The organism is Methylobacterium radiodurans (assembly GCF_003173735.1).
In the GTDB taxonomy this organism is placed as follows: domain Bacteria; phylum Pseudomonadota; class Alphaproteobacteria; order Rhizobiales; family Beijerinckiaceae; genus Methylobacterium; species Methylobacterium radiodurans.
In genome coordinates, this window is sequence record NZ_CP029551.1 from 1,052,022 (window position 1) to 1,079,021 (window position 27,000).

Here is a 27,000-nt window from a genome sequence, read left to right on the forward strand (position 1 = left end):
CCGCTACCGGACGAGCACGTTGCGGAACTGCCAGGGATCCTTGGTGTCGATGTCCTCCGGGAACAGGCCCGGACGGTCGGCGAGCGGGGTCCAGTCGGTGTAGACGCCGACCACGGGCCCGAGATACGGCGTCTGGACCTCCAGGCAGCGGCGGAAATCCATCTCGTCGGCCTCGACGATGCCAGCCTCCGGATTCTCCAGCGCCCAGACCATACCGGCCAGCACCGCGCTCGTCACCTGAAGGCCGGTGGCGTTCTGGTAGGGGGCGATGCGGCGGGTCTCCTCAATGGAGAGCTGCGAGCCGTACCAGTAGGCGTTCTTCTTGTGGCCGTAGACGAGCACGCCGAGTTCGTCGATGCCGTCCACGATCTCGTTCTCGTCGAGGATGTGGTGGCGCTCCTGCACCTTGCCCGCGTTGCCGAACATCTCGTGGAGCGAGAGCACGGCGTCGTCGGCCGGGTGGTAGGCGTAGTGGCAGGTCGGGCGGAAGACGGGCCGATCGCCCTCGCGCACCGTGTAGTAGTCGGCGATGGAGATCGCCTCGTTGTGGGTCACCAGGAAGCCGAACTGGGCGCCCACCGTCGGCACCCAGGTGCGCACGCGGGTGTCGGCGCCGGGCTGGAGCAGGTAGATCGCGCAACGCGAGCCGGTCTCCTGCTCGCGGGCGTTGTCGGGCTTCCAGGTCTCGTGGGTGCCCCAGCCGAGCTCGGCCGGCTGGTTGCCCTCGGAGACGAAGCCCTCGACCGACCAGGTGTTGACGAAGACGCCGCGCGGCTTCGGGTTCCTGGCGCGCTGGGTGTCGCGCTCGGCGATGTGGACGCCCTTGACGCCGAGATCCCGCATCAGCGCGGCCCACTCGGCGCGCGACTTCGGCTCCGGCCGCTCCAGGCCGGTGTCCGCAGCGATGTTGAGGAGCGCCTGCTTCACGAACCACGAGACCATGCCGGGATTGGCGCCGCAGCAGGACACCGCCGTGGTGCCGCCGGGGCTCTGGGCGCGGGCGTCGAGGATGCGGCCTCTGAGCGCGTAGTTCGTACGTTCCGCCTGGCTGGCCTGAGCATCGAAGTAGAAGCCTGGCCAGGGCTCGGCCACGGTGTCGATGTAGAGCGCGCCGAGCTCGCGGCAGAGCTCCATGATCGCGCGGGAGGAGGTGTCGACCGAGAGGTTGACGCAGAAGCCCTGGCCGCCGCCCTCGGTGAGGAGCGGGGTCAGCACATCGCGGTAGTTCTCGGGGGTGAGCGCGACCGTCTCGAAGCGCAGGCCGTGCTTCTCGGCCAGAGCCTTGTGGGTGTCGACCGGGTCGATCACCGTGAAGCGGGCGCGGTCATACTCGAAGTGGCGCTCGATGAGCGGCAGGGTGCCCCGGCCGATCGAGCCGAAGCCGATCATCACGATGGGACCGCTGATGCGGCCGTGCATGGGCCAGCGCTGTTCTGTCATCTGTCTGTTCCAGTTTTAGAATGATCAGGCGCCGAAGCGCCGATTACGGGCGCGCGGCGGCTCCCGCTCCAGGCAAACCAGGCGAAGTGGGGGGAGTCTGGGGTGTGATCAGGGGCCGAGGATGATCTCGGTTAACCCCTGACAGTGGCGCGGACCGACGCCATCGACGTGGACGAGGCGTTCGATACCGATCGACGGATCGTGAAACGGCATGCTGTCGCCGATACCGAGTCCTAGAAGGGCGACTCCGAGCGAGCTGGCGGCAGAAAGTTCCTTATCCGGGTCGACCAAATCTCTGGGATGAACGAGGAAGTCCTCACGCGATACTGGTTCTTCGTCGAGCCTGTAGCGAACCAATCGGTTCAGGGAGACGACCCGCCCGGGCAGTTCTGGCGCCGCGCACAAAGTGGCGCGTTGCAGCTCCGACAACAGGAAGCCGATCTCCGGATCGTCATGACTCCCGGCCGCAAGGCCGAACGCCACCAACTGATCGAAATCGCGATTGGACACGGTAATTGGCGGTAAATCCCGAACCGCGCTCATCCTGACACCTCACAGCATGACCGCTCCGCTCGGCACGGCCGAGCGAAGTGGCTCCGCGCGCTTCCCTCGGAAGCCACGTGACGGAAAAAAGATGTGCTGGAGTTTTCACCCCTGGAGCAGGCCACGCCCGGGGAGGGCTGGCAGGGCACCAGGGCTTAAGTGCCTGCTTGCAGGCTGCCCGCACGCCCCAGGAGGCGTATGCTTTGAGCGCGGTTCGACATGATCGCACCGAGGATAGGCTAAGCCGTACGGGAGTCAAGCAAGGGCTACCCGGCCGCTCGTTCGACCTCGTTTTGGGACGACAGCCGAAGCGAATTGACAATGGCCTCCACTTCGCCAATGCTTGGCGTGTCATGTGCTCGCCGCTGCCCCATAATCGTGACCTGCTGCGCGCAGGTAGCCTGATCGCGGGCAAGTAGCCCCGAGCCACTGCGCGCGAACGCGCCCGGCTCGGGGATCGCGGAACATCGTGTGCCGTGGCGCCTGGTGGCAATCTCGGCGACATCCGATCTCGATCGAGACTATCGAAGTGTTCGCCGGCGTGTGGAGAAGGTTTTCCACTCGCTGGCGAACCCGCGTCGCGTCCACGTCCCCGCATATGCGGCGGTCGTGCGATGAGGGAGTGTAGTCCGTGAATAGGACCGAAAACGAGCGAGCGTCCCACCCCGCCAGGGATGCCGGCGAACGCGCTTCTCAAGAAAACGATGCGCGCGCTTCACGGAACGTGGTGCCGTTCACGCGCGCCGTGATCCCGTTTCCGCGAAAGAACTACTCATACATGCCGGCTGCGGCTCCGGAGGAGGACGTCGTCGGCGCGTCGCACGACGACGACCCGGGGCCGAGTGCGGCCTGAACCAGACGACTCGACGGAGGATGGTATGTTGCAAAAGAAACCGCGCCCAGCCGCTAGACCGAGAATCAAGATGACCTCGGAGGATCACGCGCGCCTGTCGCGCTTGGCTGCGGTCGCCATGGATCGAATGCCCGGAGTTGCATCGTTTCTATCCGACGAGATCGATCGGGCGCAAATCATAAGCGGCGGTAGATCCGGCGGGGAATTTGCGAAAATGGGCTGCCAAGTCGAGTTTCGCGACAACTCGACTGGTAAGTCCCAGACCGTGACGCTCGTCTACCCTGGGGAAGCCGACATCGAGCGAGGAAGAGTGTCTGTGCTGACGCCTATCGGAGCCGCCCTGATCGGTCTTAGCGTCGGTCAGTCGATCGATTGGGAAACGCGTAATGGCAGCGTCAAACGCCTGACCGTGCTTGAGGTAAGGGAACCAGCGACCGTCTGAATCCTGTCGCCCCCATCCCCGCTCTGACGCGCGCGAGCTCTGTCCCTCGCGTGCGACGACACCTGCTTGTGGCCTTGACGAACGAGGGTTTCAGCAATGATGAGCAATGCCGCCTCCGAACATCTGCCGCCGCTGATCATCCCGATGCCCGACTTCCGGACCCTCCGGCTGGTCGCGTCCGGTGTGCGCGATACGTGCGCGCAAGCCACCACGGCGACCTGGCTGGCGGCGGAACTCGATCGCGCGGCCGTCGTGACATCGGATGTGGTGCCGGCCGATGTCGTCACCATGCATGCCCGTGTGGAGTACCGTGACGATGTCACGGAACAGATTGGGCGCATGACCCTGGTGTATCCCGGGGAGGATCACTGGGACGAGCGGTGCGTGTCCGTTCTCTCTCCGCTCGGGGCGGCGGTGCTCGGGCTGTCGGAGGGACAATCCATCCGATGGCGGACTCCCTCCGGGGGCATGCGCGGCGTGACGGTTCTGCGTGTTCTGTTCCAACCGTATCGGGCCACGGCCGAGTTGATAAGGCGGGACTACTGAGAGGGCGCCCATCCGCGATCCGCCGCAGCGAAGCGCGGCGGATCGTCAGTGCTCAGAAAACAGCGCCTCCGAGCCGTTTTGAAACACGCCGAAGCTGGAATCGACCGGAAATGCTTTCGTGTCGCGCGAGCTCGCGCGTCCTTGTGTCGGACCGAACAGCGTGTCCGACCATTGAGGAGATTGACCATGGCAAAACCCTCGGCGCCGCCGCCGCGAGGTTAGGCGAGATCGCGTCCGCCAGTTCTCTTTTTCATTTTGGTCGCGAGCGTCGCATGGTGGGCCATATATTGGGTGGTGGTCTAGGGGCATCGCCGACACGAAAGTGGAGGCGGGCGTTCGGCGACCGCGCCGCTCGGCTCCGGAACGGGCGCCGACAGCGCGCGAGTGAGCGCGCCGAAATCGTTATCTTCGCTGGCTTGAGCCTCCGTCACGACGAAATTCGTGACTTGCCGAACGTCGATGCGCGTTCACCCGTACGATCCGGCGATCTCGATGCACTCACGGCGGGGCTTGAAGTCGCGATCATCGATGGGGTCCTCGACGGGGACGCGCTCATATCGATGGGGGAGATCCGAGGCGCGTTGGCTCGTGGAGTGCGTGTCAGCGGCGCGGCCAGCGTCGGCGCGTGGCGCGCGGCGGAACTCGCCCGCTTCGGCATGCGGGGTCATGGATGGGTTCATCAGGCCTATCGGAGTGGTCGGATCGCCGGAACCGACGAGATCGCCCTCCTGTACGATCCCGTGTGTATGCGGCCACTCACGGTCCCCCTCGTCAATGTCCGCTACGGGCTTGAGCGCTTGGTCTCGAATGCTCGAGTGAAGCATGAATCGGCCCGCGCCGCGTTCATCGCGATACGCGATCTCGCCCCCGCGAGCCGGGACGCCGTCTCTGTCGGCAACGTCCTGCGCCGATATCTTGGCACGACCGAAGCTACCGCGATCGTGGGCTCTAGCACGCGGCCTGGCCTGGACATCAAGGCCGCAGACGCACGTGCTCTGGTCCGTCGATTGAAGCGGCAATCGTGGAGGCTCTCGACGGGACAAGGCGCATGAGCATCGCGGTCCCAAATGGGGATGTCGATTCGATGACTGAACGTCGAAATGCCTATTCGGCTTTCAATGCGGCTCGCGCGGACAGCTCAAGCAATTCCTGTGTCGATAGATCGAGAAAGCCGCCGGATCGTAGATTGCGCACGCGGGCCATGCTGATACCGAGCTCGCGCGCCACGTTGTTGGGGGACCTACGTCGCGCCCAGCGACGCAGGTTGGCTAACAGGTCGTTTCTGAGAATGTCCTCGGTCGCGGAGTCCGCGTCGATACGACTCGCCGTGATGTCCGACACATCGTTCATTTTTCCATCCTCAAGTGTTGTTGCCGGGCCGAGCTTCGCACTGCGATACGGTTCGCCCTTCACGCCCGTTGAGCGCTGTCCAGATCTGCGCGTGGTTGAGAACCCTGACTTCGGCTCGCGCCCGTTGGGGCTACCGAGAGCCAGGGTCACATGCCGATTTTGAAACTGCCCGAGCGGACGAGAAAGCGAGGGCGCGGGGATGAGGCTGGCATAATGTACGCCAACTTATGCGAAATGCGAGGATTCGCAAGCTACTTCTGCTGGTTGTCGAGGTATGGCCTGGATGTCGCGACCGAGGGATTTCCACCGTGACATGGCTGCCAGAGGAGATCACGAGCTCGCCCTGCACCGAAGAGCGGCCGGCGTTCCTAGCGCATGAGCGGGCGGTCGCGCCCCTGTCGTCGCCATCGTCGCAACGCTGTCGCAATTCGGTGGAGGCTTCCGGAGCGGCTGTGGCCGATACGCTCCTTCTCGCGGAAAGCGACACGATTGCCCGTGTGCGTATGGCCTCGGAACTTTCCGCGCGAGGATACCGTGTATCGTCAGCGTCCACCCTAGAGGAGGCTCTACCGCTCATCGTGGCTGAAAACCCGCTGCGTGCGGTCGTGGATTACCAGTTGCCGGATGGTACCGGGCTTGATCTCCTATCTCGAATCGTCGCACGGACGAGAGGGGCGCGCGTCGTCATACTTTCGCGCTGCGCCTCCCTTCGCGGCGCCGTATCGGCGATCAGGATAGGCGCCGCGGACTTTCTAGCCAAGCCGGCAACCGTCAGTGAGATCGATGCGATTCTGCGCGATCTCGCGGTCGAGTGTCGCCTCGCGGCGGCTCCCGCGCCGTCCCTTCGCGATGTGGACCAGTGGCACGCTGAAGAGATCCTTCGCAGCATGAATTCGAACGTGCCGGCGACGGCCAGGGTGCTAGGCGTGGAAGCGAGAACGCTACGAAGGATACTCGCGTGGCGAGCGTCCGGGGCGGGAGCCGAATCCTAGGACGCGTCGCCGTCGGTGGTCCGCGGCGGGCGACTCGCATCGTCGGCGCTCCCATCGCCGCTCGGATGGGGATCGCGTTTCACCTCGGTTCTTTTGCGTCTCTCGACCTCGGCGAGCAGTTTCTCCCATTCTTCGCTCGTGATATCGAAGGGTAAATCGTCGTCCTCACTCAAGTCCGGTTCTCCGTGATACGCTTCGGCTCGATGGAGAGGGCGTATGATCCGTGTCCGAGGATTGGCAAGAAAAGCGGTTCACTTGTCGTGAACTGCGCCTCGGATGCCGGATCCGCTCCATTTTGACTCGTCCGCTGTCGACGTTGGCCCAGGACCAAGCGTTCGCTGGATGCGTCGTGCCCAGGGGGCATGCCTTCGGCGATGCGAATGCCAGCATCCTTCCAGATAGGCCGCGCATCTCCAGGGGCGCGCCCTTCGGCAGCCTCGCTAGTTCGCGCTCGTGAGGCGGCCGTGCGCCGACAAATCGCGGGTAATGTCTCGAAGGGGACTGTGAGCCTCCCTGGGTCCAGCTCTCATCCAGCGGGAGAGCCAGGCGCCAGGGTCACGTGCCTGCCACGATGCTGCCAGATCGGCTCAAATTACGAGTGTTTCTCGCACGGCTCGGCATGATGGCGTCGATGCTAGTTCGAACTAGAAAAATTGCAAGAACTCCGCCGCCCGAGTGTGGGCTGCGTCTGTGCGCCGCCGGATTGGCTCTTGTGGTCTACAGCTGCGGTCCAGGGAGGCGGACGCGGGCTTCGGCGGCGGGTAGGGGCCGAACGGCTCATCCGGGAAGTCGGTCGAATCCAACGGACCATTGAGGTCAAAGCCACAGGTTATGCCGAAGCGGAAACAGCCCACCGAGGTCCCGCAGGCTGCGGAAGCAGGTCCAGCTCTTCGGACCCCGATCCATCGCTGGGTCCCGCGTGCGGGGACCCTGGAAATTTTTCAGCAGGCCCAGGGCATATTTCACCTGTGCAAAGGGATAGGTGTCAGTTCGTGTTCTGACGGTGGTGCAGCGAGTGTTACTGCTCGCCAGGTCACCTCGACCGCGTCGAGGCCGTACGCTGTCCCTTGCACGGATTACGTGGAGCCGCGGCCACGCCGGCGTTCAGCGGCAACCCGGCCGGATTTTTCGGAAGTTAAACGATAGCGACGCTGCGAACCCAGCCAACAAGATCAGCAACATCATCCCGCTGCTGCAGGTGTGTACGGCGGAAAGGGCCGGTTTTGATAGCCGAGCCAGTGTTCTGCATTCGGACACCAGAGTTCCGCACTGCCACAACCTAGAGTAACGAAGGGCCGCCATCTCGATGGCGGCCCTTTGACGATACGGCCCGGGTAAATCACTACTCCTGCGGCTCGGCAGGGGTGACGGCAGCTTCCGGCCGCGTACCTCACAGGGCAGCTGCTAGGCTGATGTTTGCAAAAGCGAGAGCCGCAAGGAGAACGTAGGTCGTGTCAGGGCCGCCGTAGGTAAGCGTCACGGCGCCCAACGAGGGAGCGAGGGTCTGTGCGGTTAGGCCCGGCCGAGCGAGGCGTCCGACTATTACCGGTTAGCGGTCCGCGCCGAAGAGGGCTAGCGGCACCGTGCCATGGAGTAGATCCCATTGCCGGCCGCATAGTGTGTCCCACGGCGTCAGCGGATGAAGAGCCCCTCGATCCACCTCGCCCGAGGCTCGATGTCGGATCTGCTTTCGGGACCCAGGGGCGGTACGTCGAGGTTGCCGGGCGGGGCGGCGATCTCGTTGAGATCGACCGATTGCGGGGTGCCCACGATGCCGGCATCGGTGACCCGCATCGTGTAATACAGGCCGTTTGCCAGCTTGGCCCCATAGTCGGTCGGGGCCTTGAAGAAGAAGATCAGGCTGTGCTCCAGCCAGGAGAGATCGGCCCGCGTGACGGTGGCGGGGTTCTTGTACGGGTAAGGCACGTAGCATTGAAGCTCGGGCCCCTCCGCGCACTTGAACTCGCGCATGGACAGGAAATGGTCGCGGAAGTCGGTCAGGTCGAGCGCGAGCTTGAACCTCGACCCCGGGCCGTCCGGTTCGAAGGTCACGGAACCCACGGGGATGATGTCGCCGTCACGGGTGCGCAACTCGATTCGCTTGGTACCCATCATGTCCCAGGCCTTGGCACCGAAAGGCGTCAGGACGAGGCAGGCGGCGAGACAGGAACGGACGAGACGCATCGGTGATCGGGCCCTCAGAGGCGAGTGGTGAGGTCGGTGAGCCAGGACGGCGAAGCGTTCACCAGCGCGGTCTCGATGGCCTTGTCGTAGCCCGAGAGGATCACGGCCCCGCTCACCACCAGGATCAGGCCCAGCGCGGCCTTCAGACCCTTGCCGGCGCTCATCATACGGTCGCGCCACCGCATGAGGACCTCGCGCGACAGGGTGCCGAGGAGCAGGAGCGGAAGCGCCGCGCCGACCCCGAAAAGGAACATGGTCAAGGCGACGGTGCCGAGATCCCGACCCTGGGAGGCCAGGAGCGAGGCGGCGCCCAGCGTCGGGCCGACGCAGGGGCTCCAGACGGCGCCGAGCAGGAGGCCGACGCCGAACTGGCCGAGGAGGCCGGCGGTCGAGAAGCCGCCGAACCGGGTCTCGGTCCAGTCGCTCACCGGTCCGGCGGCCACCGCCAGCCGCGTCTGGACCGCCGGTACCATCAGGACGAGGCCGACCAGAACCAGCAGGATCGCGGCGACGGTGCGGAAGACGTCGGTGTCGAGCCCGATGGCGAAGCCGACCGTGGCGACGAACAGGCCGATCACGACGAAGGACAGCGCGAGACCGGCGGCCAGCGCCGCGGGGCCCAGGCGGTGCTCGGAAGCGGCCGCGCCGAGCACCAAGGGCAGGAGCGGCAGCACGCACGGCGACAGGACGGAGAGGATGCCGGCGAGGAAGGCGAGGCCGAGGGTGGCGACCATGGGTTTCGCCTCAGAGCGCCTTTTCCACGAGGCCTTCGATCCACTCGGGCTGGGTCTCGCCGATGGAGCGCCCGACCTCCTTCTCGCCCTTGAACGCGATCAACGTGCTTTGCATGCGGGCGTTGAGCGCCTTGAGAGCTGGCTTCTGGCTGTCGAAGTCGACGTCGAACACCTGCAGGTCCTTGAACCGCGGGTCGGACCCGAGCTTCGCCAGGATGGGCTTCTGCGTCTTGCAGATCGGGCACCAGGGCGCGCTGATCTCGACCAGGATCGGCTTGCCGGCCTTCTGCGCGGCGGCCAGGGCTTCCGGCGTGTACGGTAGGAAGTCGGCGGCCTGGGCCGGGACGATCCCGAGCGGTGCCGCCGCAAGGAGGGCGAGGAGGGTACGGCGGATCATCGAGGCGAGCCTTCGGGATGGAGGATGATGGTCGTCATTGGCCGACGGTCGACTTCGGGCGTGCGGCCCATCGAGCGTCGGGGCGTGAAACGGCTGTGTCATGGCCGTCCTGCCAGCCCTCTATGCCCTGCGGGAACCAGTGGACTTTCCGGTAGCCCAGGGCGACGAGGCGCTTGCCGAGGTTCCAACTGCCCCAGCAGTCGGGGTGGCAGTAGGTGACGATGGGCCTTTCGAGGTCGCCCCCGGTGAGATCGGCAACCCGTGCCTTGAGGGCGTCCTGGGCGGCCGCGTCGAGGTCCCCTTCACCCGAGCCCGGCAGCCACGTGCTTCCTGGGATGTTGCGGTGGATGGGGAACCACAGGCCGCCCGGAGGCAGGCCGGCGGGCTTCCGGTCGACCTCCGAGACGTCGAGAAGCACCGGCTTATGCTCCTCGATCAGCTTGGCGACCTCACCGGCATCGACGACGGTGGCCCCTGCGAGGGTCTGCGGCGTGTAGCCGTGCAGCGCCCCCTGCCAGTAGCCGTCGGGCTCCCGCACGCCGACGGGCGAGTCGGCGGGCGCTGCGGCGGTCAGGAACACGGCGGCCGCGGCCACGATGGGAAGGCGGAGCACGGGTCGCATCAGTTGCTTGCCGAACGAACCGGAAAGCTTTTCTCCCAGTGGCCACCCTGGTTGTCCGTGGCGGTGACCTTCATCGGGCCGGCGCCGTCAGGCAGGTAGCCGAAGTTGATGACGGGGTTCGCCGAGATCGAGATGTCCCCGTCCATCGTGAAGACGCTCTTGTCGCCGTAGCTGACGGTGATCTTCTGGATGTAGCGGGCCGGGGTGTAGTCGCGCGTCACTTGGTTCATCTGCATGCCCGAGAAGTTCGGGTGGCGGATCATCAGGGTCGCCTGGACGGGCTTGCCCGGCTGCGTCTCGCCGAACTTCATGCGCATGTCGCCCATGCCCTGCATCGCCTCCTCGTCGCTCATGCCCATCGGTGCCGAGCAGCCGCCGGACGCCTTCACGTACTCCGTGGCCTCCTGGAACGTGCCGTCCTTCATCTTCGCGACGGCGTGGACGTCGGTGTAGTTGTTGACGCGCACGCGGAGCTTGAGCTCGCTGGGGTCGGCCGCCGGGCCGAAGACGAAGTGGGCGGCGTACGGCGTCGGGTTGTCGTCGATGATGAGCGACAGCTCCGCGACGTTGTCCTTGTCGGGCACGGTCAGGGTGATCGGCACGAGGGAGGCGTCGTCCGCCCGCTTCGGGGCGTCGATCTTCACCGCCTTGCCCCCGGACTGGATCTTGGCGTCGCCGAAGATCTGCTGCTTGATCTCGCCCCAGCGCTCGGCGCGTTGGTTGTCGGAGTCGCCCGCCGCGGCATGCGCCGATCCGGCGGCGATCAGGATGGGCAGGGTTAGGCCCGCCAGCAGGGCGGTCGTCGGGCGCGATGATGCCATGGCGTTTGCTCCTCCGTTGTCGTCATGCCTGCCGTTCGCAGGTCCGATTGAGGAGACGGTAGCCCTTATCCGGCCGGGCGTCGGTGACCTGGGTCACGCAAGTCGGCAGCCGCTCACGATTCTCTCAGGAATGGGGGCGGCGGCGGGTTCAGGGGGGGAGGTCGCCTGACAGGGCGGTCGAGGTTCGAACGCCGACGGCGTAGGTCTTCGTGCGTCGAGGTGCCCTGGGACGGCTTGGATTTGCGTCCCGGTGATCGGCTTATGGGACCTCGCGGGAAATGGTATGCCGTCGAGGCCGAACGAGCCGGTGACCTCAGGTAACACCGGCCTGGAACGGCGGGAGAAACTTCCAAGAACGACCGGGCGGTCATGCATCGCGCCGGCGGCAGGCGGATGTCACATATGCCGGACAACCATCAGGTCGAGCGCTGGATCGAGCGCTTCCCCCTCATCAAGGGCTTCTCCGCCGCCCATCTGCAGATCGCGCGCGGCACGGTGCACTTCCCCGTCCTCGAAGCCGGGGCCGTCGCATACGAGCTCGATGGCGCCTGCGCGAACTACCTCATGTGCATCGACGGTCGGACCCGCGTGTTCCGCATGTCGGAGGGCGGGCGCGAGGTGCTGATCTACAAGGTCGGCGCGGGCGGGACATGCGTGCTCACCACCCAGTGCCTGTTGGCCGGCGGGGGCTTCCCTGCCGAGAGCATCGCGGAGGAGCGCACCGAACTGGCGGCGATCCCGGCCTCGACGTTCCAGCAGTTGATGGCGGAGAGCCCGGAGTTTCGAAGCTTCGTCCTCGATGACTATTCCAGGCTCATGGCGAGCATGTTCACGCTGATCGAGGAGGTGGCTTTCGCGCCGCTGGAGCAAAGGCTCGCGCGCCGGCTCCTGACGGAGGCCGGCCCCGACGGCGTGGTCCACAAGACCCACCAGCAACTCGCCGCCGACGTGGGCAGCGTCCGCGAGGTCGTCAGCCGCATCCTGGCGCAATGGGCCGAGGCCGGTCTCGTGATCCTGCGGCGCGGTCAGGTCGAGATCGCCGACCGCGCGGCCCTGGCCTCCAACCGCCTGCATTAGTCGACGGGGTCCGGTTCTCCGAGCACCGCCAGGGAACGGCGGAACGGACCCCGTGGACGAGACGGTCACTCCTGAGGGGCGGTAACGCTTGCCGCGACGAATTGCAGGAGCATCACGGCACCGCCGCATGCTTCGCCACTTACTGCCAGTACGACTCGGTACCCATCGGCCAGGGCGACGACCGACACGAGGCGCTTTGCACCCTGGCTGGGCATCCGCGCGTCATCCGGCCCGGCGGGCGTAGCGTCCCTCGTCGCGAGGCTCGAAGTAGCGCCCGAACGACACCCGCACGTCCATCTTCTTCTTGAGGGTCCCGGGGGTAAGCGGCTCCTTGTGCAAGGTGGCGCCGCGGAGCGTCACGGCTCTGAGCTCCGGCAGGATCTCGGTAGGCGTCAGGGGGCCCCGCTCGACGAGCACCTCGGCTATCTCCTGCATGACGCGGTCCCAGAACTCCTCGGCCCGGAAGCGGTCGAGCTGGTACTCGACCTTCTGGAGACGGGCGAGGACGCGGGACGTTTCCGTCTCGGCGGCTCCCGCCCGGGCGACGAGCGCGGCATTCTCGGCCTGGAGCGTCTCGATCAACCCGAGCAGGTGCTCGCGGTCATGCTTGTCATCGGTCGCCATGGCCGCGGCGGCCTCCCGCTCGCGGGAGAAGGCCTGGGTGGCCTCGCGCTTGGCCTGCTTCCAGAGGTCCATGGCGAGCGCCTGGCCGGCGGCCTTCATCGCCTTCGACATGTCGGTGGGTTCGAGCTTGGGGTCGTAGCCGCGCTTCTTCCGCCAGGCGCGCAGGTGCTTGCAGACCTCGCGGGGCGAGCCGCCGTTGGGGAGGGACTCGCGCATCTTGCGCAGGCTGGGCCGCTCGCCCCTGGCGAGCAGGGCGTCGGCGACGTGGAAGACGAGGGACTCGGACGGCATGGGCGCTCCCTTGGGTGCGGGCAGCATGCCCGGTCCGGGTTAAGCGGGCGCTTCGGGAGGGCCCCGCGGGAGCGTTAAAAACGCGACTCCGCGGGAGGGTATCGAATAGCGCTACCCGATACCTTGCACGCGAGCGGCTTTCCTCGGCGGCCTGGGCGCGCCGCCCCGGCGGCGATGCGGGAGGCTGGGGCCGAAGACCTGGGCGGAGCGGAACAAAACGGGGCCATGAGACTTGAGTCCCGAACTTGGCCGCCGCGTTCGAGGGGGCTGCCGTGACCGTGAAATCAGGGACCAGGGCCGCGAAGGCGAAGCCGACCGCCGCGAAGGCGAAGCCGACCGCCACGAGGGCGAAGCCGGCCGCGCGCGCCCCGGCGCCCCGGACGGCCGCTGCACCGAAGCCCGGTAAGGCGAAGGTGCGGATCTTCGTCTCCTACTGCCACGCGAACGCGGTCCAGCAGGCCAAGCTCCAGGTCCACCTCGCCCAGTTGCGGCGGGACGAGGTCGAGATCTGGTTCGATGGCGAGATGGAAGCCGGTGACAAGTTGAACACCGAGATCTCGCGCAAGCTGCGTGCAGCGGACGTGTTCGTGGCGCTGATGAGCCCGGAATACATCGCCAGCCACTGGTGCCAGTTGGAGTACCGGCGGGCCATGGGCCGGAGGGCCAGGGGCTCCATGCGGGTGGTGGTCGTCATCGTCAGGCCCTGCGCCTGGAAGGATACCGGGGCGTCCGACCTCAAGGTGCTTCCCCGCGACGGGAAGGCCGTGAGCGACTGGCGGTCGATGGACCACGCCTTCGCCAACGTGGCCGAGGGCATCAAGGGCGCGGTCAAGGCCGTGCGGGCCGCGCTCCAGGAAGCGGTCCCCGCCCGACCCGCGAAGTCGACGCGAGCCGCCGCAGCGCCCGTGCCGGAGAAACGGCCCGCCCCCGCCAAGGGCGGCCGGAAGGCGTCGACGAAGGCACGGCCCGCCGCTCGGGCGGTCCTCGGCAAGCGTCCGGCGCGGGGCCGCGCGGCCGGGTAGGAACGGATCGGGGGCCGGCCGCGACGGCCGGATAGGGTCATGCCGAAGAACATCGTCGTCTTCTCGGACGGCACGGGGCAGGAAGGCGGGCTTCGCGAGGAGCAGCGGCTGAGCAACGTGTACAAGCTCTACCGCGTCTGCCGCGTCGGACCCGATAGCGGCATCGACCCGCGCGATCAGGTCGCCTTCTACGACGCGGGTCTCGGGACGGACGCGGGCGCGAGGGGTTTCACCGGCGCGTACCGCCGGCTGCACCCTCAAGGAGATCGCCGACCGTATGGGTCTCGCGCCGCACCAAGCCATGCGGCGGCTGAACGAGGCCGGCATCCGGGACGCGGTGAGGTACGATCAGGTCCATATGAAGCTCTACAGGCGCCGCGACCTGCCAACCGAACGGCTGACCGCCGACGCCGCCTGACCCATCGCCGGGTCAGTGCATCCCGGGAGCCGCCGGTGCCTCGGCCAGATCGAGAGCCGCCGACGGATCGTAGGCCACCTGCATGATGCCGAACGCCATGGCGGCGCAGCACATGCGGCAAGCGTCGTACCGAAGTTGGAAATCCGCGGCCGCCCAGGTTTCGGTCGTGACGGGGGCGTCGCCCGAGATGTCGGCCCGCAGGAGATCGAGCTCCTTCCGGATGTGCGCCGCGTCGAACGCGACCACGGAGACGCGGGAGGCGAAGTGCTCCAGCATTCCCGGATCGACCGGGACCTCATGGTCGTCGAACCGGAACCAGCGCAGCCCCGTCTTGGGGTCTGGAGGGGTGACGCCGTCGCGTTGGGCGCAGATCGACATCATGTCGACGACGCTCTCGATGGCCTCCGTACGGGAGGGGACGGGCTCTGGGGTGCCGACGATGGTGGGGACGCCGGGTGGCAATCCCTTGAATTCCAGGTCGGCATGCCAGCCTTCACCGACCTTGTAGAGGTGGACGCCTGATGCCTTCGAGAGTTGCCAGTACGCCTCGGCGGCGGCGAAGACATTGCTGCGGGCCTCGACCTGCACGCCCGTCACGTCCACGAGCTGCCCTTTCAACTGCCTGAGCAGCAATGCCGCCTTCGCGCGGTTCTGCGGGTTGTGGTGCTTGTAGCCCATGGCATCGCCTCGTCCCGCCGCCCGCGACAGCGCCGGCCGGTCGAGGAATTCTCCGGTTCCGGGTCGCAACCCACAAACCGTCTTGAGGCATCGCACGTGAAGTTGTGCGATCCAGAAAATGATGTGCGGATCTTTGGCGTTATGGGCACGGAACTATGGTGTTCGGCGTGCAGGCTCCCCTAGGCGCTCAAAGCGGATCAAAGGGTCGGCTATCAGGTTTGATAGCCGACCCAAAGATCCGCTTTGGTCACCCAAAGTTCCGCACTGGATCAACCTAGACTGAGCAAGGGGCCGCTGTCCGGACAGCGGCCCCTTGCCCTCGGCTTTCGACGATTTGGGCTGTGACGGCGACGTCAGGCGCCCGGTCGATGCGTGGACGGTCGCCGACTACGGCTTCCCGCTTGGCGCCACGAACGGGTTTTTCTCGGTGGCCAAGCCGTTCTTGGCGTAACACGCCTCCAACCGGTCGAGGGCGGCCGCGCTCTTATCCAGCGCCACCTTGATGGTCGCACCCTCGCCCTTCACGTCCAGGCCATCGGCTAGCTTCAGAGACCGCAAGAACTTCTCATCCTTGACAGGCAGCGACACGGCGTTGCCCGACGCGGCGACGTCCGCCTGCAGCATCGATGATCCGGCCACCAGCTCGACCGGGTAGCTCTTGCCGCGCCCGAGCTTCCACTTCGGCGAGCTCATCGTCAGGTCGAGCCCTTCCGCGTCGCGGGTGAACCGGACGTAGACCCCTTCCTCCGTCGTCCGGGTCATCGTGCACCGGTCGAACTTCTGCCCTTTCGAGACCGCATCGACCTTCCAAGGACCTATGGCGACCGCCCCCTCGGGCGCCTCAGCGTAAGCGGCGAAGGACATGCCCGACAGGGCGAGGGCGGCGATGACGAGGCGCATGCGGATCTCCTGGTTGCGCGGCCCGGATCAGGTCACGAGGAGGCAGCGGGTTCCACGACATCGCCGATGCCCAGTCACCGAGGGCGCGAACGATAGGAGAGCGAAGCCTTACGGTTCGAATGCGTCGCGGCGCGGGAGCAGCCGAGGTTTACCCCAGCGCTCGCGGGCAAGCGACAGGTCATTCCGCGTCGGCCGTCTCTTCGGCATCGGATGGCGGATCGCTTCGGTCCGGAGGCGGCGGTAGGTGCGGCGGCGGCGGCAGCCCTGGGCTCGGCGGCGTTGGCAGGCCGGCCCCCTCGTCCGCCGCGGGAAGGTCGTCGGGTTTGATACCGTCGCTCATCATGATGCCTTCCACAACCTGGCCGACGCGACGGACGGCATGCGTTTCCGCCCTAGAGCGATGCCCGCCCTTGCCTTCGGGCAGGGCGGGCATCAGCACCTCAGGTCTTCGGGATTTCAGTCGCTCGTCGCCCCTCGCGTAGCTCCGACCCCTGTTATCGAAGGGTCGGGGATTCGCCGGGCTTCAGGTGGGGATCGCCGCCATCGGGGGCACCGAGCGACACGTGATCGTTGAGGCGGCCGAGGTGTTCGAAGACATGCTCGAAGGCATCGGTCACGGCCCGCTCGAACGAGCCGTCTCCCTTGCCCTGTGCGTCCTTGAGGGCGTTCAGCAGCGCGCGGTGCTTCTCGGTATCCGTGGACATCGCGTTTCTCCCGGCTGGCTATTGATTTGGCTCAGAAGGCCAATTTGTCCGCGCCATGCCGGTTCCCTAGGGCTCGCCTCGCCTCTTTATCGGTGACCGCTCCGGGTCAAACGAGGCTGCTCGCCCAAGCGTGACGTCGCCGTCGGCGAACTGACGAAAAAGTCGCGCCCGTCGACCGGTTTCCGCGGCAGTTGTCAGGTATCGGACATCTTTGCGCCAGAAAGTCCGCTAGTGCACAACCCGACCGCCGGCGCCGCGACCATTCCCCGTGAACATCCGAACCTCGTCTACCATCGACGGCAACTTGCTGCTCGAAGCCCTCGATGCCGACGACCGCACCCTGTTGGCGCCGCACGCCGAGCGCCGAGAGGTCCGTCGCGGCGACGTACTGATCCGCGCCGGCGACGACGTCAGCCACGTCACTTTCCCTTCCCACCATTGCGTCGTCACCCTGGTCGTGCCGCTCATGGACGGGAAGTCGGTCGAGACCGCCACGGTCGGTCGCGAAGGCGCCATGGGGGGCGTCGTCAGCCACGGCTACCTGCCGGCGTTCGGGCAGGCGGTCGTACAAGTCGGCGGTCCGGTCATCCGGATCGACGCCGCCCGCCTGTCCGAGGCCAAGCAGGCCTCGAAGAGCATCCGCGACCTGTTCGTGCGCTACGCCGACTGCCTGCTGGCCCAGGTGCTCCAGTCGGTCGCCTGCAATGCCGCCCACACCATCGAGCGGCGCTGTCTGCGCTGGCTCCTGACCCTGCAGGACCGGATCGGCACGCCCGAACTGCCGGTCACGCACGAACTTCTGGCCGACATGCTCGGCGTGCGCCGCGCCTACCTGACCGAGGTTCTCGGGCGCATGCAGCGCGAAGGCCTGATCACCATGGGCCACGGACGCATCACCCTCCCGGACAGGGCCCGCGCGGAAGCCGGCTCGTGCGAGTGCCACGCCGCGGTGCGGCGCCACTTTGAGGAAGTGATGGGTGCCGTGTACGCGCCCGGCGGCCGCATCGTCGCCGTCGATGTCGGCGACCCGGAGCGGCTGCGGCCCCCGTCCGCGCTCGTGAAGGACGCGACCCCGTGAACCAGGTCATGCGTCCCGCCCGGGTCGAGGAAGATGGGCGGCTAGCCGCGCTCGCCGCCTTCGACATCCTCGACACGCCGCCCGAGCGCGGCTTCGACGACATCGTCAACCTCGCGCGCCGCCTCTGCGCCGCGCCCGTCGCCCTGGTTAGCTTGGTCGACCGCGACCGCCAGTGGTTCAAGGCGCGCGCAGGCTTCCCATCCTGCGAGACCGACCTCGACCGCTCGGTGTGCAAGTTCGTCCTGGCCGAACCGGGCGTCCTACAGATCCCGGACCTGACGCGCGACGCGCGCACCCGCGCCAACCCGCTGGTGACCGGCGAGCCGCGTCTGCGCTTCTACGCCGGCGCGCCCCTTCGCACGCCCGAGGGGCAGGTGCTCGGCAGCCTGTGCGTGATCGACCATGTCCCGCGCCCGGGGGGGCTCTCTCCGGAACAGGTTGCGGACCTGGAGGCGCTCGCCCGCCAGGTCATGGACCAGCTCCTGCTGCGCCGTTCGCTGTCGGACCGCGACCGCGCCGGGCGCCAGGGGGAGGCTGTCGCCGTGACCCTGGCCGGCGTCGCGGCGGCGGGCGGCGACCTCGATGAGAGCTTCCGGGCCGTGCTTGCGGGTGCGATGCGCGCCGTCCCCGCCGCCGAGGCCGGCACGGTCGAGATCCGCGAGGGGGATTCCCTGGTCTATCGCGCCGTCACGGCTGGCCTTGCGACGCATCTCGGCCTTCGCGTCCCGCTTCGGGGAAGCCTCGCGGGTGCCTGCTACCGGGAAGGCGTCCCTCTCCTTGTCCCCGATGTCCTGGGCGATGACCGGGTCGAGCCCGAACTGGCCAAGCGGCTTCGCCAGCGCTCGTGCATGCTGGTGCCCGTTCGCCGCGGCGGTGTCGTGGTCGGCGTCCTGAAGCTGCAATCGAGCCGCCCGGACGCCTTCGCCGAGGAGGACCTGCAGGTTCTCGGCGTTCTCGCCGGTTCCGTCGCCTCCGGCCTTGCCGAGGCCGGCGAGCGCGCCGCTAACCGAGCGGCAGCCCTGACCGAGTACCGGCGTCGAGCGGTGTTCGACAGCGCGCAGGACTACGCCATCATCCTGCTCGACCTCGACGGCCGGATCACGGACTGGAACGCGGGCGCGACCCGCATCCTCGGTTGGCGTCCCGAGGAGATGTGCGGCGAGACCGCCGACGCGTTCTTCACGCCGGAGGACCGGCGCGACGGCATCCCGGCCATGGAGATGCAGTCCGCCCTGGAGACGGGCACCGGCGTCGACGAGCGCTGGCACCTGCGCCGCGACGGGGAGCGCTTCTGGGCCAACGGCGAGATGATGGTGCTGCGCGACGAGGCCGGCGCGGCCATCGGCTTCGTGAAGATCCTGCGTGACCGGACGGAGCAGAAGGAGGCCGCCGCCCGCCTGCAGGAAAGCCAGGACCGCTACCGGCTGGCGGCGCGCGCGACCAACGACGCGATCTGGGACTGGAACCTCGCAACCAACCACGTCCTGTGGAACGAGGCCCTGACCGAGGCCTACGGCCATGCACCCGAGACGGTCGAGCCGACCGGCGATTGGTGGATTGCGCAGGTCCATCCCGAGGACCGCAACCGCATCGACGCCTCGATCCACGCCGTCATCGACGGCGCTGGCACGACCTGGACGGAAGAGTACCGCTTCCGGCGCGCCGACGGCTCCTACGCGCACGTGCTCGACCGCGGCCACGTCATGCGCGACGCAGACGGCCGGGCCTGTCGCATGATCGGCGCGATGCTCGACCTGACCGCGCGCAAGCGGGCCGAGGACGCCCTGCGCACGAGCGAGCGCCGCCTAGGGCTCGAACGGGGACTGCTGGAGGCGATCTTCCGCCAAGCCCCCGTTGGCATCTCCATCGCCGGGGCCGAGGCCGGAAGGCCATCGTCCTTGAACGCCAAGGCCGAGGAGATCCTCGGCCACGGGCTCGGGACCGAGGGCGACGCCCGGTACGTCTCCTACGGCGCCCTGCATCCGGACGGTCGCCGGTACGAGCCCAACGAATACCCCACCCTCCGCGCCCTGCGGAAGGGCGAGACGGTGCGGGGCGAGGAGATGCGCTATCGCAACGCCGAGACGGGCGAGCTGCGCCTCTTGGAGGTGTCGAGCGGACCCGTGCGTGACGACGAGGGCGCGATCCAGGCCGCGGTGACCGTGCTGGTCGACGTCGGGGACCAGCGCCGGGCCGATGCCGAGACGCGCCGCCTCGCCGCCCTAGTAGAGCAGAGCCAGGACTTCATCGGCCTGGCGGCGCACGACGGAAGCGTTGACTTCGTCAACGAGGCCGGCCGGCGCCTCATCGGCCTGCCCGACCTCGCGGCGGCCAGGGCCATGCCCATCGTGAACTACTTCGTGCCGGAGGAGCGCGCGCGCGTCCTCGACGAGGTGCTGCCGGCGGTCGAGCGGGACGGCTTCTGGGAGGGCGAACTGAATTTCCGGCACGTGGTCACCGGGGCTGCGGTCCCGGTCCTGTACAACCTCTTCCCCGTGCGCGACGCCGGCGGGCGCAAGCTCGGCTACGGCACCGTCACGCGCGACCTCACGGAACAGAAGAAGGCGCGCCAGGCCCTGCAAGCCAGCGAGGCGACGCTGCGCGCCGTGCTCGACACGGTACCGGTCGGCATCCTGTTCGCGGAAGCGCCGTCCGGCCGCATCGTCGCCGGCAATCGGCGATTGGAGGAGATCTTCCGCCATCCCGTGCTGCCTTCGCCCGACGCCGAGAGCTACGGCGAATGGGTCGCCTTCCACGAGGACGGCCGCCCGGTTGCTCCGGAGGAGTACCCGCTCAGCCGCCTCATCCGGGAAGGTGTCGAGCACGCGGAGATGCGCTGCGAGTACCAGCGCGGCGACGGCACCCGGCTCTGGATCGAGATCGCGGGTGCGCCGATGCGCGATGACGCCGGCGTGGTGGTCGGCGCGGTCGTGGCGGTCGCCGACATTGACACCCGCCGCCGGGCCGAGGAACGGCAGGACCTGCTCAACCAGGAGCTCTCGCACCGGATGAAGAACCTGCTGGCGATGGTGCAGGCCATCGCCGCCTCGACCCTGCGCGGCGCCACCGACATGGACGCCGCGCGCGAGGTCCTCGGCAGCCGGCTGGTCGCGCTCGGCAAGGCGCACGACGTGCTCCTCGGCGGCGCCGCTGAGAGCGCCTCCCTGGCGGCGGTGGTCCGGGAAGGCGTCGGCGTCCAGGAATCGGCGGGGCGGCGCGTCGCGTTCACGGGACCGGACGTCGAGATCGGCGGCAAGGCCGCGCTGTCCCTGGCCCTGACCCTGCACGAGCTGACCACGAACGCGGTCAAGTATGGCGCGCTGTCGGTGCCAGGCGGCAAGGTCGCCGTGACGGCCTCGCTGATCGGGCCTGAAGACGCGCCGCGCCTGCGCATCGCCTGGACCGAGCGCGGCGGCCCGCCGGTCGTGCCGCCATCGCGAAAGGGGTTCGGGTCACGGCTGATCGAGCGCGGTCTCACGGCGCAGGTCAACGCCAACCTCTCGCTCGATTACCGCCCGGAGGGTGTGGCGTGCGTCGTCGAGGCGTCGTTGGCCGATTTCCAGGAGGTCGCTTGACGGACCGGCGCAACGAAGGGTCGGGCGGGCCGTTGCCGCTTGCCATGACCGATGCCCTGCCCGCGAAGACGGCCCTGGTGGTCGAGGACGAGATGCTCTTCCGCCTGGAGGTCCGCGATCTCCTCGAAGCGGAGGGCTACGCCGTGGTCGAGGCCGGCAATGCCGCCCAGGCGCTGGAACGTCTGGACGGCACGGTCACCCTGATGATCACCGATGTGCGCATGCCGGGCACGATGGACGGCCTGGCGCTCGCGCGCGAGGTCACCCGCCGTCGGTCGGACGTGGCCGTCGTCGTCGTGTCGGCACAAGTGACTCCTCGCCCCGAGGCCTTGCCCGGGCACGTTCCCTTCGTCGAACGCCCATTCATTGAAAGCCGCTTCCACGCCGCCATCGACCGGGCCGTGTCGGCGAGGACCGAAAGCCGATGATGACGTCGACTTCCTGTTCGGCCAAACCGCACGAGGCCTCGACCCGACCAAAGGCCGCATCCGATTTCCGTCCCGTCGCCCCCGAGGGCGTTGGTTCCCGAATGGACGCCCTCTAGAGATCCAGGCCATGAGCATCGAGGATCTTCGGGGGGAGGTCGAGCGGCTGCGCCGGCGCGAGAGCGAGTTGCTGGCGGAGGTCGCCCGCCTGCGTGCCGGTCGGGAACCGCACGCACCTTCGACCGCCAGCGAGGCCGGCGTCGGGACCCTCAGGCCCGATCTGCTGTTCACCGCCGCCGACAAGACGCGGATGGCGATGATCGTCACCGACCCGAACCTCCCCGACAACCCCATCGTTTTCGCCAACCGCGCCTTCCTGGAACTCTCCGGCTACGCGGCGGAGGAGTTGATCGGACGCAACTGCCGCTTCCTCCAGGGTCCGGAGACCGACCCGGCCCACGTCGCCCGCATCCGGGATGCCATCGCGGCACGGCGGGACGTGGTCGTAGAGTTGTTGAACTACCGGCGCGACGGCAGCCCCTTCGTCAACGAACTCTACGTCAGCCCGGTCTTCGGCCCGCACGGCGAGCTGCTGTTCTTCTTCGGCAGCCAGCTCGACCTCACGCGTTTCCGTGAGCAGGAGGGCAACGCCGTCCGGCGGGGCGCCTCCTTCCGCAGCCTGCTGGAGGACGGCGATGCCGGGTTTTGCATCATCGAGATGCGGTTCGACGGGGAAGGCCGGGCCGAGGACTACCGCTTCGTCGAGGTCAACGCCGCCTTCGAGCGCCAATCCGGGCTCGCGAACGCCGAGGGCCGCTGGATGCGCGAGCTCGAACCCGAGCTTGAGCAGCACTGGTTCGACACCTACGGCGAGGTCGCCCGCACGGGACGCGACGCGCGGTTCAGGGGCGCGGCGTCCCGGCTGGGGCGCGTGTTCGACGTGCATGCGGTGCGCATCGGCAGCCAGGTACAGAACCGGGTCGCCGTGCTGTTCGAGGACGCCACCGCCAGGCAGGAGGGCGAGGAGCGGCGGGAGGCCCGGAACCGCGACAACCTGGTCGAACGCGACCTGGTCTGGCGGACGAGCCGCGACCTGCTCGTCGTCTGTGATCTCGACGGGAGTATCCGCGCCGTCGGCCCGGCCTGGACCGAGACGCTCGGCTGGCCGGCCGGCAGCCTCGTCGGGGTGCGTATCGACAGCCTCGTGCATGCGGACGACCAGGAGGCCGCGTCAAGCGCCTTCGAGATGTTGCGTGCCGGCCTGCCCCTCTCCGACCTGGACCTCCGCTTCAGGACGGCGGACGGCGGCCACCGCTGGATCTCGTGGAACGCCATCCCGCAGGGCGCGCCATGCGGCGACTAAACCGTTGTGGTTGCAGAAGCTGTTGGTTTTCAGGTGCTTGCTCCTCAGCGCGTGCTACACTCACGTGCTACAGGACCAGGTGTGATGGGCCGCATGAAGTTCGTTCAACGCCGCGCTGGCCGTTACGAGTTTCGCTTCCCCCTGCCCGACGATCTCGCCGGCAAACCAGTCCCGCCTCCCTGGCCGGAGACGCTGACGGCTTTCGTCAATGCGCGGGCTGGGCGCTTCAAGACCGAGCTCGTCCGCTCGCTGCAAACCAATGACGGCCGGACCGCCGACCGACGCGTCCTAGCCCACATTGCCGAGGCGCACCGGCTCGTCGATCAAGCGCGGCGCTTCCTTCGCGACGGGCCGGCCGCTGGCATCAGCGCGGATCAGATCGCCGCTTTGGCGCGCGACCACGAGATCCACCTCCTCGCCACGGATGAGACGATCCGGGCGAAAGGCGTCGGCCTCGACATGGCTCACGAGGATGGTCAAGGCCATCACGATGGGCTCGGCATGACGGCAGACGACCTGCACGCCTATCAGATTCTCGTCGATGAGCTGGATCGCCATACCCGGCAGCAAGCGGCGCAGATGCGAGCCGGCGAATCCACCAGCGCATTCGTCAACCGCGCGGTAGAGGCCCGAGGCGTCATCCTGTCACCGGACGATCCCGCTTGGCGGCAGCTCGAACTCGCCTTCGTCAAGGCTCAGCGCAGCGCCCTTGCCGGCATCCGGGCACGGCTCAATGGCGACGAGGTGCTGACTCCGGAGCGGCAACGTGAGACACGCAGCTTGGCGCTGACGGCGGCCTTGAGGCTGTGGGCGGAGGCGGGCGGCGCGGGCGCGAGGAAGCCTCAGCCATCGTCCGTCGCTGAGGCCGAGCGGGCCGCACGGCGCTTTGTCGAACTCCACGGCGACCTGCCGATCACCGCCATTAGCAAGGCCCACGCCCGCGCCTTCCGCGATGCGCTGGTCCGGCTGCCGAAGGCGCTGCCCGCCCGCATCGGGCGGCTGCCGCTGCCGGAGTTGCTGAAGCAGGATCTCGGCCAGTACCCTCGGCGCAACGCGCAGACGGTTAACAAGACCTTGGCGCTACTCAGCGGCGTGCTGGCCCGCGCCGAACGCGATGGTCATTTCGAGGCGTTGCCGGCTTGGACGAACCCGTTCCACGTCGGCTTCGACGTCGCCCCGGCCGAGCGCGAACCCTATGAGCCTTTCAGCGCGGCCGAGTTACAACGCCTGTTCGCCTCGCCAGTCTACGCACAGGCTGAGCGTCCGCTTGGTGGTCAGGGTGAGGCGGCCTACTGGTTCCCGCTGATCGCCCTGTTCAGCGGTGCCCGGCGCACCGAGATAGCACAGCTCAAGGTCGGCGATGTCCGTCAGGGGGAGGCGGGCATCTGGTACATCGACATCACCAACGAGGGTGCCGATCAGAACCTCAAGACTATGTCATCCGCCCGCTCGGTGCCGGTTCACCATGAACTAATCCGGCTCGGGCTGCTGGACGTGGTTGCGGCTCAGGCGAGGGTGCAGCCGCCGAGCGCGCCCCTCTGGCCGTCGTTTGCCCCACCCATCGATCCGAAGGTCAAGGCGTGGACGAAATGGTTCGGGCGCTACCTCGGCGTGCATGTCGTTGATAGCGCAGCCAAGACATTCCACTCGTTCAGGCACACCTTCAAGCGGGCATGCCGCGAGGCGGGCTTGAGCGAGGAGGTGCACAACGCACTGACTGGTCACGCGGGTGGCGGAGTCGGCCGCCGCTACGGCCGTGAGCGGCGAGCTGACGGAACTCTCGATTGCGGGATCTCGTTGGCTCGGTTGCAAATTGAAATTGATAAAGTCGGCTATCGCGACGTTGCGCTCCCGCGTCCTAACAGCGAGAGGATTAGATTCAAGCGCGCAGCAAACTGAACATTACCCGAATTTACTATAATTCTGCTTGGTTTTCCTATTCAGAAACTCTTGTTCCCAACAATCAGGGTTGAGCTTTTCCTGGGCATCATCGCCTGCTAAATCGTTGTCCCACTGAAATCATTAGGTTTTCTAGGTCGGACCGGGGTACAAAGCCGGGTACAGACCTAATGATTCGGAAGATGGAACGACACGCTTCCCGCACCCCGACGTCACGGGTCAGATCGCTGGACCTCTCCAAGGCGTGAAGAACCGCCTGAGCGAATTCGCGCGTCAGTATGTCGATGATCCCGGGGTGAGCCCGAACCACAGCTGGCGGCATCGTTTCCGCACCGTCGCGACGAAGGTGGGCGTCGCCGGAAATGTCATTGATGCACTATGTGGTTAGTCACCCCGGAGTGTCGGTGAGCGTTATGGCAGCGTCTCGCTGAATGCGCGTGTGGAAGCCATCTTCCGGGTGCCGCGTATTGACATATGATCCAGTCCCTCGAAATTGACATAAACGGCTTGTCCAAGGGTTCGAATCCCTCCGTCTCCGCCACTCCTTCTCTCGTCCTACAAATCTCTGATTCGGAACGGCTTTTTCGCTCGCTGTTTTCATATTTGTCCCCGATTTGTCCCCGCGGAAGCTGGCGCCCGAAGGACCGGGTGGAGTACAGAGGGAAGAGATGCCGGCCGTCGTGACGGCGGCGGCTCGATATTTCGTTCCTTCGAATCCCTGCGAATCGCGAAGTCACCTCCGCCGGCCGATGTCGGGTCAGGTCCCGCGACGGCGCTCCCCGTCGCGGCGCCCGGGCTGGAGCGGGATGCGTCGGTTAGCCGATCTGCGGTCCCTGCGCGGCGAGGAGCGCTCCGTCGGCTGCTCGGACAGACCCCGCCCGGCTGGCCGGATCGACCCCCAGCCGCTTCGACCACTCCGACAGATTCTGAGGTCGGTAGGCGGGGTTCGCACGCCATCGTTCGAAGACGCTTCCGTCGATGGTCTCGTTGATGCGGGAGGTCGTCTTCGTGGATCCGACCCTTGGCGGCGACCCCACCGGCCGATCGAAGGGACGTGCGATCATGCGGAGGGGAGCGGGCATGAACTGGGCATAGGAATCCGCGATCGGCGCCGTCGCATCCGACGCGTCGGTCTCGAAACCTGGGCGGAACCGGAGTCCAGCGAGCGCCGCCTTGTCCATCAGCCATTTCAGAGGCGCCTGGGCGAGGATGTCGCTCGGATAGCCTCCGCCCACGTTCGCATGTGCACCGACGAACCAGCGCTGTTCGACTTCGTCGAGCGACCGGGTCGGTCCTGCGGCCGGCGTCGTGTTCTCGATCGTGCGGGTCCAGAACGTTGGTTCGAAGGAACGGCGATGCTCGTCGAGGGCGAGCGCGTGGAAGGCACGCCTGTTCCAGCGATAGAGGTGGGTGTCGAGGAAGCGATATCTGGCGATGCGCGACGACAGGCTCGACACTGGGCTGCCCATCGAGCCGACGGTATCGAACACGCCGACGAACTCGATGTCGGCGGCATGGCAGCAGGCGGCGACCCAACGCTCCTCAAGGCTCGACGGCGCGTTAGCAGGGGCGCCCAGGAGGGTTCTGATCGTCTTCTCGTTTCCGCGCCGGTAGCGGGCGTAGAGCTGCTCGAGCGAGAGCGGAGCTCCCGGGCGCAACACGCCGCACTTGGCGATCAGCCCCGAGAGGCTTCTGGCGGCATAGGCGCCCCGGCTGAACCCGAAGATGAAGATCGCGTCGCTGGGCTCGTAGATCTGGACGAGCCAAGCGTAGGCATCGAGGATCTCGTCGTCCAGGCCGTGCCCTCCGACGCCGCCGCGCCACTTCTCGAGCAGGCGGGTGCCGACGCCCTGCCCGTAGTAGACATGCTGGTCCGGGGCCGCCGGGTCGCAGAGCGACTTGAGGCGCCAGACGTTCGTGTTGTTGCCGAGTGTATTCCAGGTGCCGTCGAGGAAGATGGCCAGCCGCTTCATGCCCCTGCTCTCCGGGAGGTTCGAGTTCGAGATCGCCGGGCGCGCCGAC

The 27,000-nt window shown here is 67.2% G+C and carries 27 protein-coding genes and 2 pseudogenes; 13 read left to right on the forward strand and 16 right to left on the reverse strand.

Annotated features, from left to right (window positions below; all coding sequences use genetic code 11):
* Window positions 1–3 precede the first annotated feature (3 nt).
* Window positions 4–1,440: a homospermidine synthase gene (locus tag DK427_RS04660; RefSeq protein ID WP_109950253.1), complete on the reverse strand. Its 1,437-nt coding sequence runs from the start codon at window positions 1,438–1,440 to the stop codon at window positions 4–6.
* A 108-nt stretch (window positions 1,441–1,548) separates the two neighbouring features.
* On the reverse strand, window positions 1,549–1,983 hold the full coding sequence (locus DK427_RS04665; RefSeq protein WP_109950254.1) for a GreA/GreB family elongation factor: 435 nt from the start codon (window positions 1,981–1,983) through the stop codon (window positions 1,549–1,551).
* Between the two features lie 878 nt (window positions 1,984–2,861).
* Here DK427_RS04665 and rnk (DK427_RS04670) point away from each other — a divergent pair.
* The 3 genes from rnk (DK427_RS04670) (at window position 2,862) to DK427_RS25990 (ending at window position 4,876) form a co-directional block, all read left to right on the forward strand.
* Window positions 2,862–3,278: a nucleoside diphosphate kinase regulator gene (gene rnk, locus DK427_RS04670; protein ID WP_109950255.1), complete on the forward strand. Its 417-nt coding sequence runs from the start codon at window positions 2,862–2,864 to the stop codon at window positions 3,276–3,278.
* A 96-nt stretch (window positions 3,279–3,374) separates the two neighbouring features.
* On the forward strand, window positions 3,375–3,824 hold the full coding sequence (gene rnk / locus DK427_RS04675) for a nucleoside diphosphate kinase regulator (RefSeq protein ID WP_245930798.1): 450 nt from the start codon (window positions 3,375–3,377) through the stop codon (window positions 3,822–3,824).
* Between the two features lie 446 nt (window positions 3,825–4,270).
* Window positions 4,271–4,876, forward strand: coding sequence for a TfuA-like protein (locus DK427_RS25990; RefSeq protein WP_162559665.1), 606 nt, complete (start codon window positions 4,271–4,273; stop codon window positions 4,874–4,876).
* A gap of 52 nt (window positions 4,877–4,928) precedes the next feature.
* Here DK427_RS25990 and DK427_RS25995 read toward each other — a convergent pair whose 3' ends face one another.
* Complete coding sequence (locus DK427_RS25995) at window positions 4,929–5,237, reverse strand: hypothetical protein (protein WP_162559666.1); 309 nt, start codon at window positions 5,235–5,237, stop codon at window positions 4,929–4,931.
* A 389-nt stretch (window positions 5,238–5,626) separates the two neighbouring features.
* Between DK427_RS25995 and DK427_RS04685 the strand changes: the two genes are divergently transcribed.
* A complete protein-coding gene (locus tag DK427_RS04685; protein WP_162559667.1) occupies window positions 5,627–6,166 on the forward strand; it encodes a response regulator transcription factor in 540 nt (179 codons plus the stop codon).
* Here DK427_RS04685 and DK427_RS26000 read toward each other — a convergent pair.
* From DK427_RS26000 to DK427_RS04715, 7 genes and pseudogenes are all read right to left on the reverse strand, one after another.
* Window positions 6,163–6,339, reverse strand: coding sequence for a hypothetical protein (locus DK427_RS26000; RefSeq protein WP_162559668.1), 177 nt, complete (start codon window positions 6,337–6,339; stop codon window positions 6,163–6,165). The two genes, DK427_RS04685 and DK427_RS26000, sit on opposite strands and share 4 nt — an antisense overlap.
* 1,217 nt (window positions 6,340–7,556) lie before the next feature.
* Window positions 7,557–7,783, reverse strand: a pseudogene (locus tag DK427_RS26905) (MFS transporter); the annotation flags it as partial.
* A 15-nt stretch (window positions 7,784–7,798) separates the two neighbouring features.
* Window positions 7,799–8,350 (reverse strand): hypothetical protein, encoded by a 552-nt coding sequence (locus tag DK427_RS04695; protein ID WP_109950258.1) that lies wholly within the window; start codon window positions 8,348–8,350, stop codon window positions 7,799–7,801.
* A 14-nt stretch (window positions 8,351–8,364) separates the two neighbouring features.
* Window positions 8,365–9,084, reverse strand: a complete 720-nt coding sequence (locus tag DK427_RS04700) for a cytochrome c biogenesis CcdA family protein (RefSeq protein ID WP_056244114.1) — start codon at window positions 9,082–9,084, stop codon at window positions 8,365–8,367.
* Between the two features lie 10 nt (window positions 9,085–9,094).
* Complete coding sequence (locus DK427_RS04705) at window positions 9,095–9,481, reverse strand: thioredoxin family protein (RefSeq protein ID WP_091971996.1); 387 nt, start codon at window positions 9,479–9,481, stop codon at window positions 9,095–9,097.
* Between the two features lie 34 nt (window positions 9,482–9,515).
* Window positions 9,516–10,103: a rhodanese-like domain-containing protein gene (locus tag DK427_RS04710; protein ID WP_091971998.1), complete on the reverse strand. Its 588-nt coding sequence runs from the start codon at window positions 10,101–10,103 to the stop codon at window positions 9,516–9,518.
* Window positions 10,103–10,924 carry a quinoprotein dehydrogenase-associated SoxYZ-like carrier gene (locus DK427_RS04715; RefSeq protein ID WP_091972000.1) on the reverse strand — a complete coding sequence of 274 codons (822 nt, stop codon included), beginning with the start codon at window positions 10,922–10,924 and terminating at the stop codon, window positions 10,103–10,105. Before DK427_RS04715 ends, DK427_RS04710 begins: the two co-directional genes overlap by 1 nt.
* A gap of 402 nt (window positions 10,925–11,326) precedes the next feature.
* On the opposite strand from DK427_RS04715, the gene DK427_RS04720 reads away from it, so the two are divergent.
* A complete protein-coding gene (locus DK427_RS04720) occupies window positions 11,327–12,001 on the forward strand; it encodes a Crp/Fnr family transcriptional regulator (protein ID WP_091945232.1) in 675 nt (224 codons plus the stop codon).
* 222 nt (window positions 12,002–12,223) lie between these two features.
* On the opposite strand, the gene DK427_RS04725 is transcribed toward DK427_RS04720, so the two are convergent.
* Window positions 12,224–12,916, reverse strand: coding sequence for a DNA-binding protein (locus DK427_RS04725; RefSeq protein ID WP_162559669.1), 693 nt, complete (start codon window positions 12,914–12,916; stop codon window positions 12,224–12,226).
* A gap of 272 nt (window positions 12,917–13,188) precedes the next feature.
* On the opposite strand from DK427_RS04725, the gene DK427_RS04730 reads away from it, so the two are divergent.
* From DK427_RS04730 to DK427_RS26005, 3 genes and pseudogenes are all read left to right on the forward strand, one after another.
* Complete coding sequence (locus DK427_RS04730; protein ID WP_245930799.1) at window positions 13,189–13,938, forward strand: toll/interleukin-1 receptor domain-containing protein; 750 nt, start codon at window positions 13,189–13,191, stop codon at window positions 13,936–13,938.
* Window positions 13,939–13,977: 39 nt separating this feature from the next.
* Window positions 13,978–14,184: pseudogene (locus DK427_RS04735) on the forward strand (phospholipase effector Tle1 domain-containing protein); the annotation flags it as partial.
* Between the two features lie 31 nt (window positions 14,185–14,215).
* Complete coding sequence (locus DK427_RS26005; protein ID WP_162559619.1) at window positions 14,216–14,356, forward strand: hypothetical protein; 141 nt, start codon at window positions 14,216–14,218, stop codon at window positions 14,354–14,356.
* A 12-nt stretch (window positions 14,357–14,368) separates the two neighbouring features.
* On the opposite strand, the gene DK427_RS04740 is transcribed toward DK427_RS26005, so the two are convergent.
* From DK427_RS04740 to DK427_RS04750, 4 genes are all read right to left on the reverse strand, one after another.
* Window positions 14,369–15,034, reverse strand: coding sequence for a hypothetical protein (locus DK427_RS04740; RefSeq protein WP_109950260.1), 666 nt, complete (start codon window positions 15,032–15,034; stop codon window positions 14,369–14,371).
* 387 nt (window positions 15,035–15,421) lie between these two features.
* Window positions 15,422–15,934, reverse strand: coding sequence for a hypothetical protein (locus DK427_RS04745; RefSeq protein ID WP_109950261.1), 513 nt, complete (start codon window positions 15,932–15,934; stop codon window positions 15,422–15,424).
* Between the two features lie 178 nt (window positions 15,935–16,112).
* Entirely contained in the window at window positions 16,113–16,367 is a 255-nt protein-coding gene (locus DK427_RS26010; protein ID WP_162559620.1) for a hypothetical protein, read from the reverse strand.
* A gap of 61 nt (window positions 16,368–16,428) precedes the next feature.
* A complete protein-coding gene (locus tag DK427_RS04750; protein WP_109950262.1) occupies window positions 16,429–16,638 on the reverse strand; it encodes a hypothetical protein in 210 nt (69 codons plus the stop codon).
* A 268-nt stretch (window positions 16,639–16,906) separates the two neighbouring features.
* On the opposite strand from DK427_RS04750, the gene DK427_RS04755 reads away from it, so the two are divergent.
* The 5 genes from DK427_RS04755 to DK427_RS04775 all read left to right on the forward strand — a co-directional run bounded on the left by DK427_RS04755 (window position 16,907) and on the right by DK427_RS04775 (window position 24,978).
* Window positions 16,907–17,716 carry a Crp/Fnr family transcriptional regulator gene (locus DK427_RS04755; protein WP_109950263.1) on the forward strand — a complete coding sequence of 270 codons (810 nt, stop codon included), beginning with the start codon at window positions 16,907–16,909 and terminating at the stop codon, window positions 17,714–17,716.
* A gap of 8 nt (window positions 17,717–17,724) precedes the next feature.
* Entirely contained in the window at window positions 17,725–21,291 is a 3,567-nt protein-coding gene (locus tag DK427_RS04760; RefSeq protein WP_245930948.1) for a PAS domain S-box protein, read from the forward strand.
* The gene (locus tag DK427_RS04765) at window positions 21,288–21,719 is read left to right on the forward strand and encodes a response regulator (protein ID WP_245930800.1); all 432 of its coding nucleotides are present in this window, start codon (window positions 21,288–21,290) and stop codon (window positions 21,717–21,719) included. Before DK427_RS04760 ends, DK427_RS04765 begins: the two co-directional genes overlap by 4 nt.
* 127 nt (window positions 21,720–21,846) lie before the next feature.
* Window positions 21,847–23,079, forward strand: coding sequence for a PAS domain S-box protein (locus DK427_RS27295; protein ID WP_109950266.1), 1,233 nt, complete (start codon window positions 21,847–21,849; stop codon window positions 23,077–23,079).
* A gap of 84 nt (window positions 23,080–23,163) precedes the next feature.
* Window positions 23,164–24,978, forward strand: coding sequence for a site-specific integrase (locus tag DK427_RS04775; RefSeq protein ID WP_109950267.1), 1,815 nt, complete (start codon window positions 23,164–23,166; stop codon window positions 24,976–24,978).
* A gap of 815 nt (window positions 24,979–25,793) precedes the next feature.
* On the opposite strand, the gene DK427_RS04785 is transcribed toward DK427_RS04775, so the two are convergent.
* Window positions 25,794–26,951: a DUF2235 domain-containing protein gene (locus tag DK427_RS04785; protein WP_109954007.1), complete on the reverse strand. Its 1,158-nt coding sequence runs from the start codon at window positions 26,949–26,951 to the stop codon at window positions 25,794–25,796.
* Window positions 26,952–27,000: the final 49 nt, after the last annotated feature.

Coding starts and splice junctions, on each gene's coding strand:
- DK427_RS04660 (WP_109950253.1), bottom strand. CDS start 1,440: ATGACAGAACAGCGCTGGCCCATGCACGGCCGCATCAGCGGTCCCATC.
- DK427_RS04665 (WP_109950254.1), bottom strand. CDS start 1,983: ATGAGCGCGGTTCGGGATTTACCGCCAATTACCGTGTCCAATCGCGAT.
- rnk (WP_109950255.1), top strand. CDS start 2,862: ATGTTGCAAAAGAAACCGCGCCCAGCCGCTAGACCGAGAATCAAGATG.
- rnk (WP_245930798.1), top strand. CDS start 3,375: ATGATGAGCAATGCCGCCTCCGAACATCTGCCGCCGCTGATCATCCCG.
- DK427_RS04695 (WP_109950258.1), bottom strand. CDS start 8,350: ATGCGTCTCGTCCGTTCCTGTCTCGCCGCCTGCCTCGTCCTGACGCCT.
- DK427_RS04700 (WP_056244114.1), bottom strand. CDS start 9,084: ATGGTCGCCACCCTCGGCCTCGCCTTCCTCGCCGGCATCCTCTCCGTC.
- DK427_RS04705 (WP_091971996.1), bottom strand. CDS start 9,481: ATGATCCGCCGTACCCTCCTCGCCCTCCTTGCGGCGGCACCGCTCGGG.
- DK427_RS04710 (WP_091971998.1), bottom strand. CDS start 10,103: ATGCGACCCGTGCTCCGCCTTCCCATCGTGGCCGCGGCCGCCGTGTTC.
- DK427_RS04715 (WP_091972000.1), bottom strand. CDS start 10,924: ATGGCATCATCGCGCCCGACGACCGCCCTGCTGGCGGGCCTAACCCTG.
- DK427_RS04720 (WP_091945232.1), top strand. CDS start 11,327: ATGCCGGACAACCATCAGGTCGAGCGCTGGATCGAGCGCTTCCCCCTC.
- DK427_RS04725 (WP_162559669.1), bottom strand. CDS start 12,916: ATGCCGTCCGAGTCCCTCGTCTTCCACGTCGCCGACGCCCTGCTCGCC.
- DK427_RS26005 (WP_162559619.1), top strand. CDS start 14,216: ATGGGTCTCGCGCCGCACCAAGCCATGCGGCGGCTGAACGAGGCCGGC.
- DK427_RS04740 (WP_109950260.1), bottom strand. CDS start 15,034: ATGGGCTACAAGCACCACAACCCGCAGAACCGCGCGAAGGCGGCATTG.
- DK427_RS04745 (WP_109950261.1), bottom strand. CDS start 15,934: ATGCGCCTCGTCATCGCCGCCCTCGCCCTGTCGGGCATGTCCTTCGCC.
- DK427_RS26010 (WP_162559620.1), bottom strand. CDS start 16,367: ATGCCCGCCCTGCCCGAAGGCAAGGGCGGGCATCGCTCTAGGGCGGAA.
- DK427_RS04750 (WP_109950262.1), bottom strand. CDS start 16,638: ATGTCCACGGATACCGAGAAGCACCGCGCGCTGCTGAACGCCCTCAAG.
- DK427_RS04760 (WP_245930948.1), top strand. CDS start 17,725: ATGCGTCCCGCCCGGGTCGAGGAAGATGGGCGGCTAGCCGCGCTCGCC.
- DK427_RS27295 (WP_109950266.1), top strand. CDS start 21,847: ATGAGCATCGAGGATCTTCGGGGGGAGGTCGAGCGGCTGCGCCGGCGC.
- DK427_RS04775 (WP_109950267.1), top strand. CDS start 23,164: ATGGGCCGCATGAAGTTCGTTCAACGCCGCGCTGGCCGTTACGAGTTT.
- DK427_RS04785 (WP_109954007.1), bottom strand. CDS start 26,951: ATGAAGCGGCTGGCCATCTTCCTCGACGGCACCTGGAATACACTCGGC.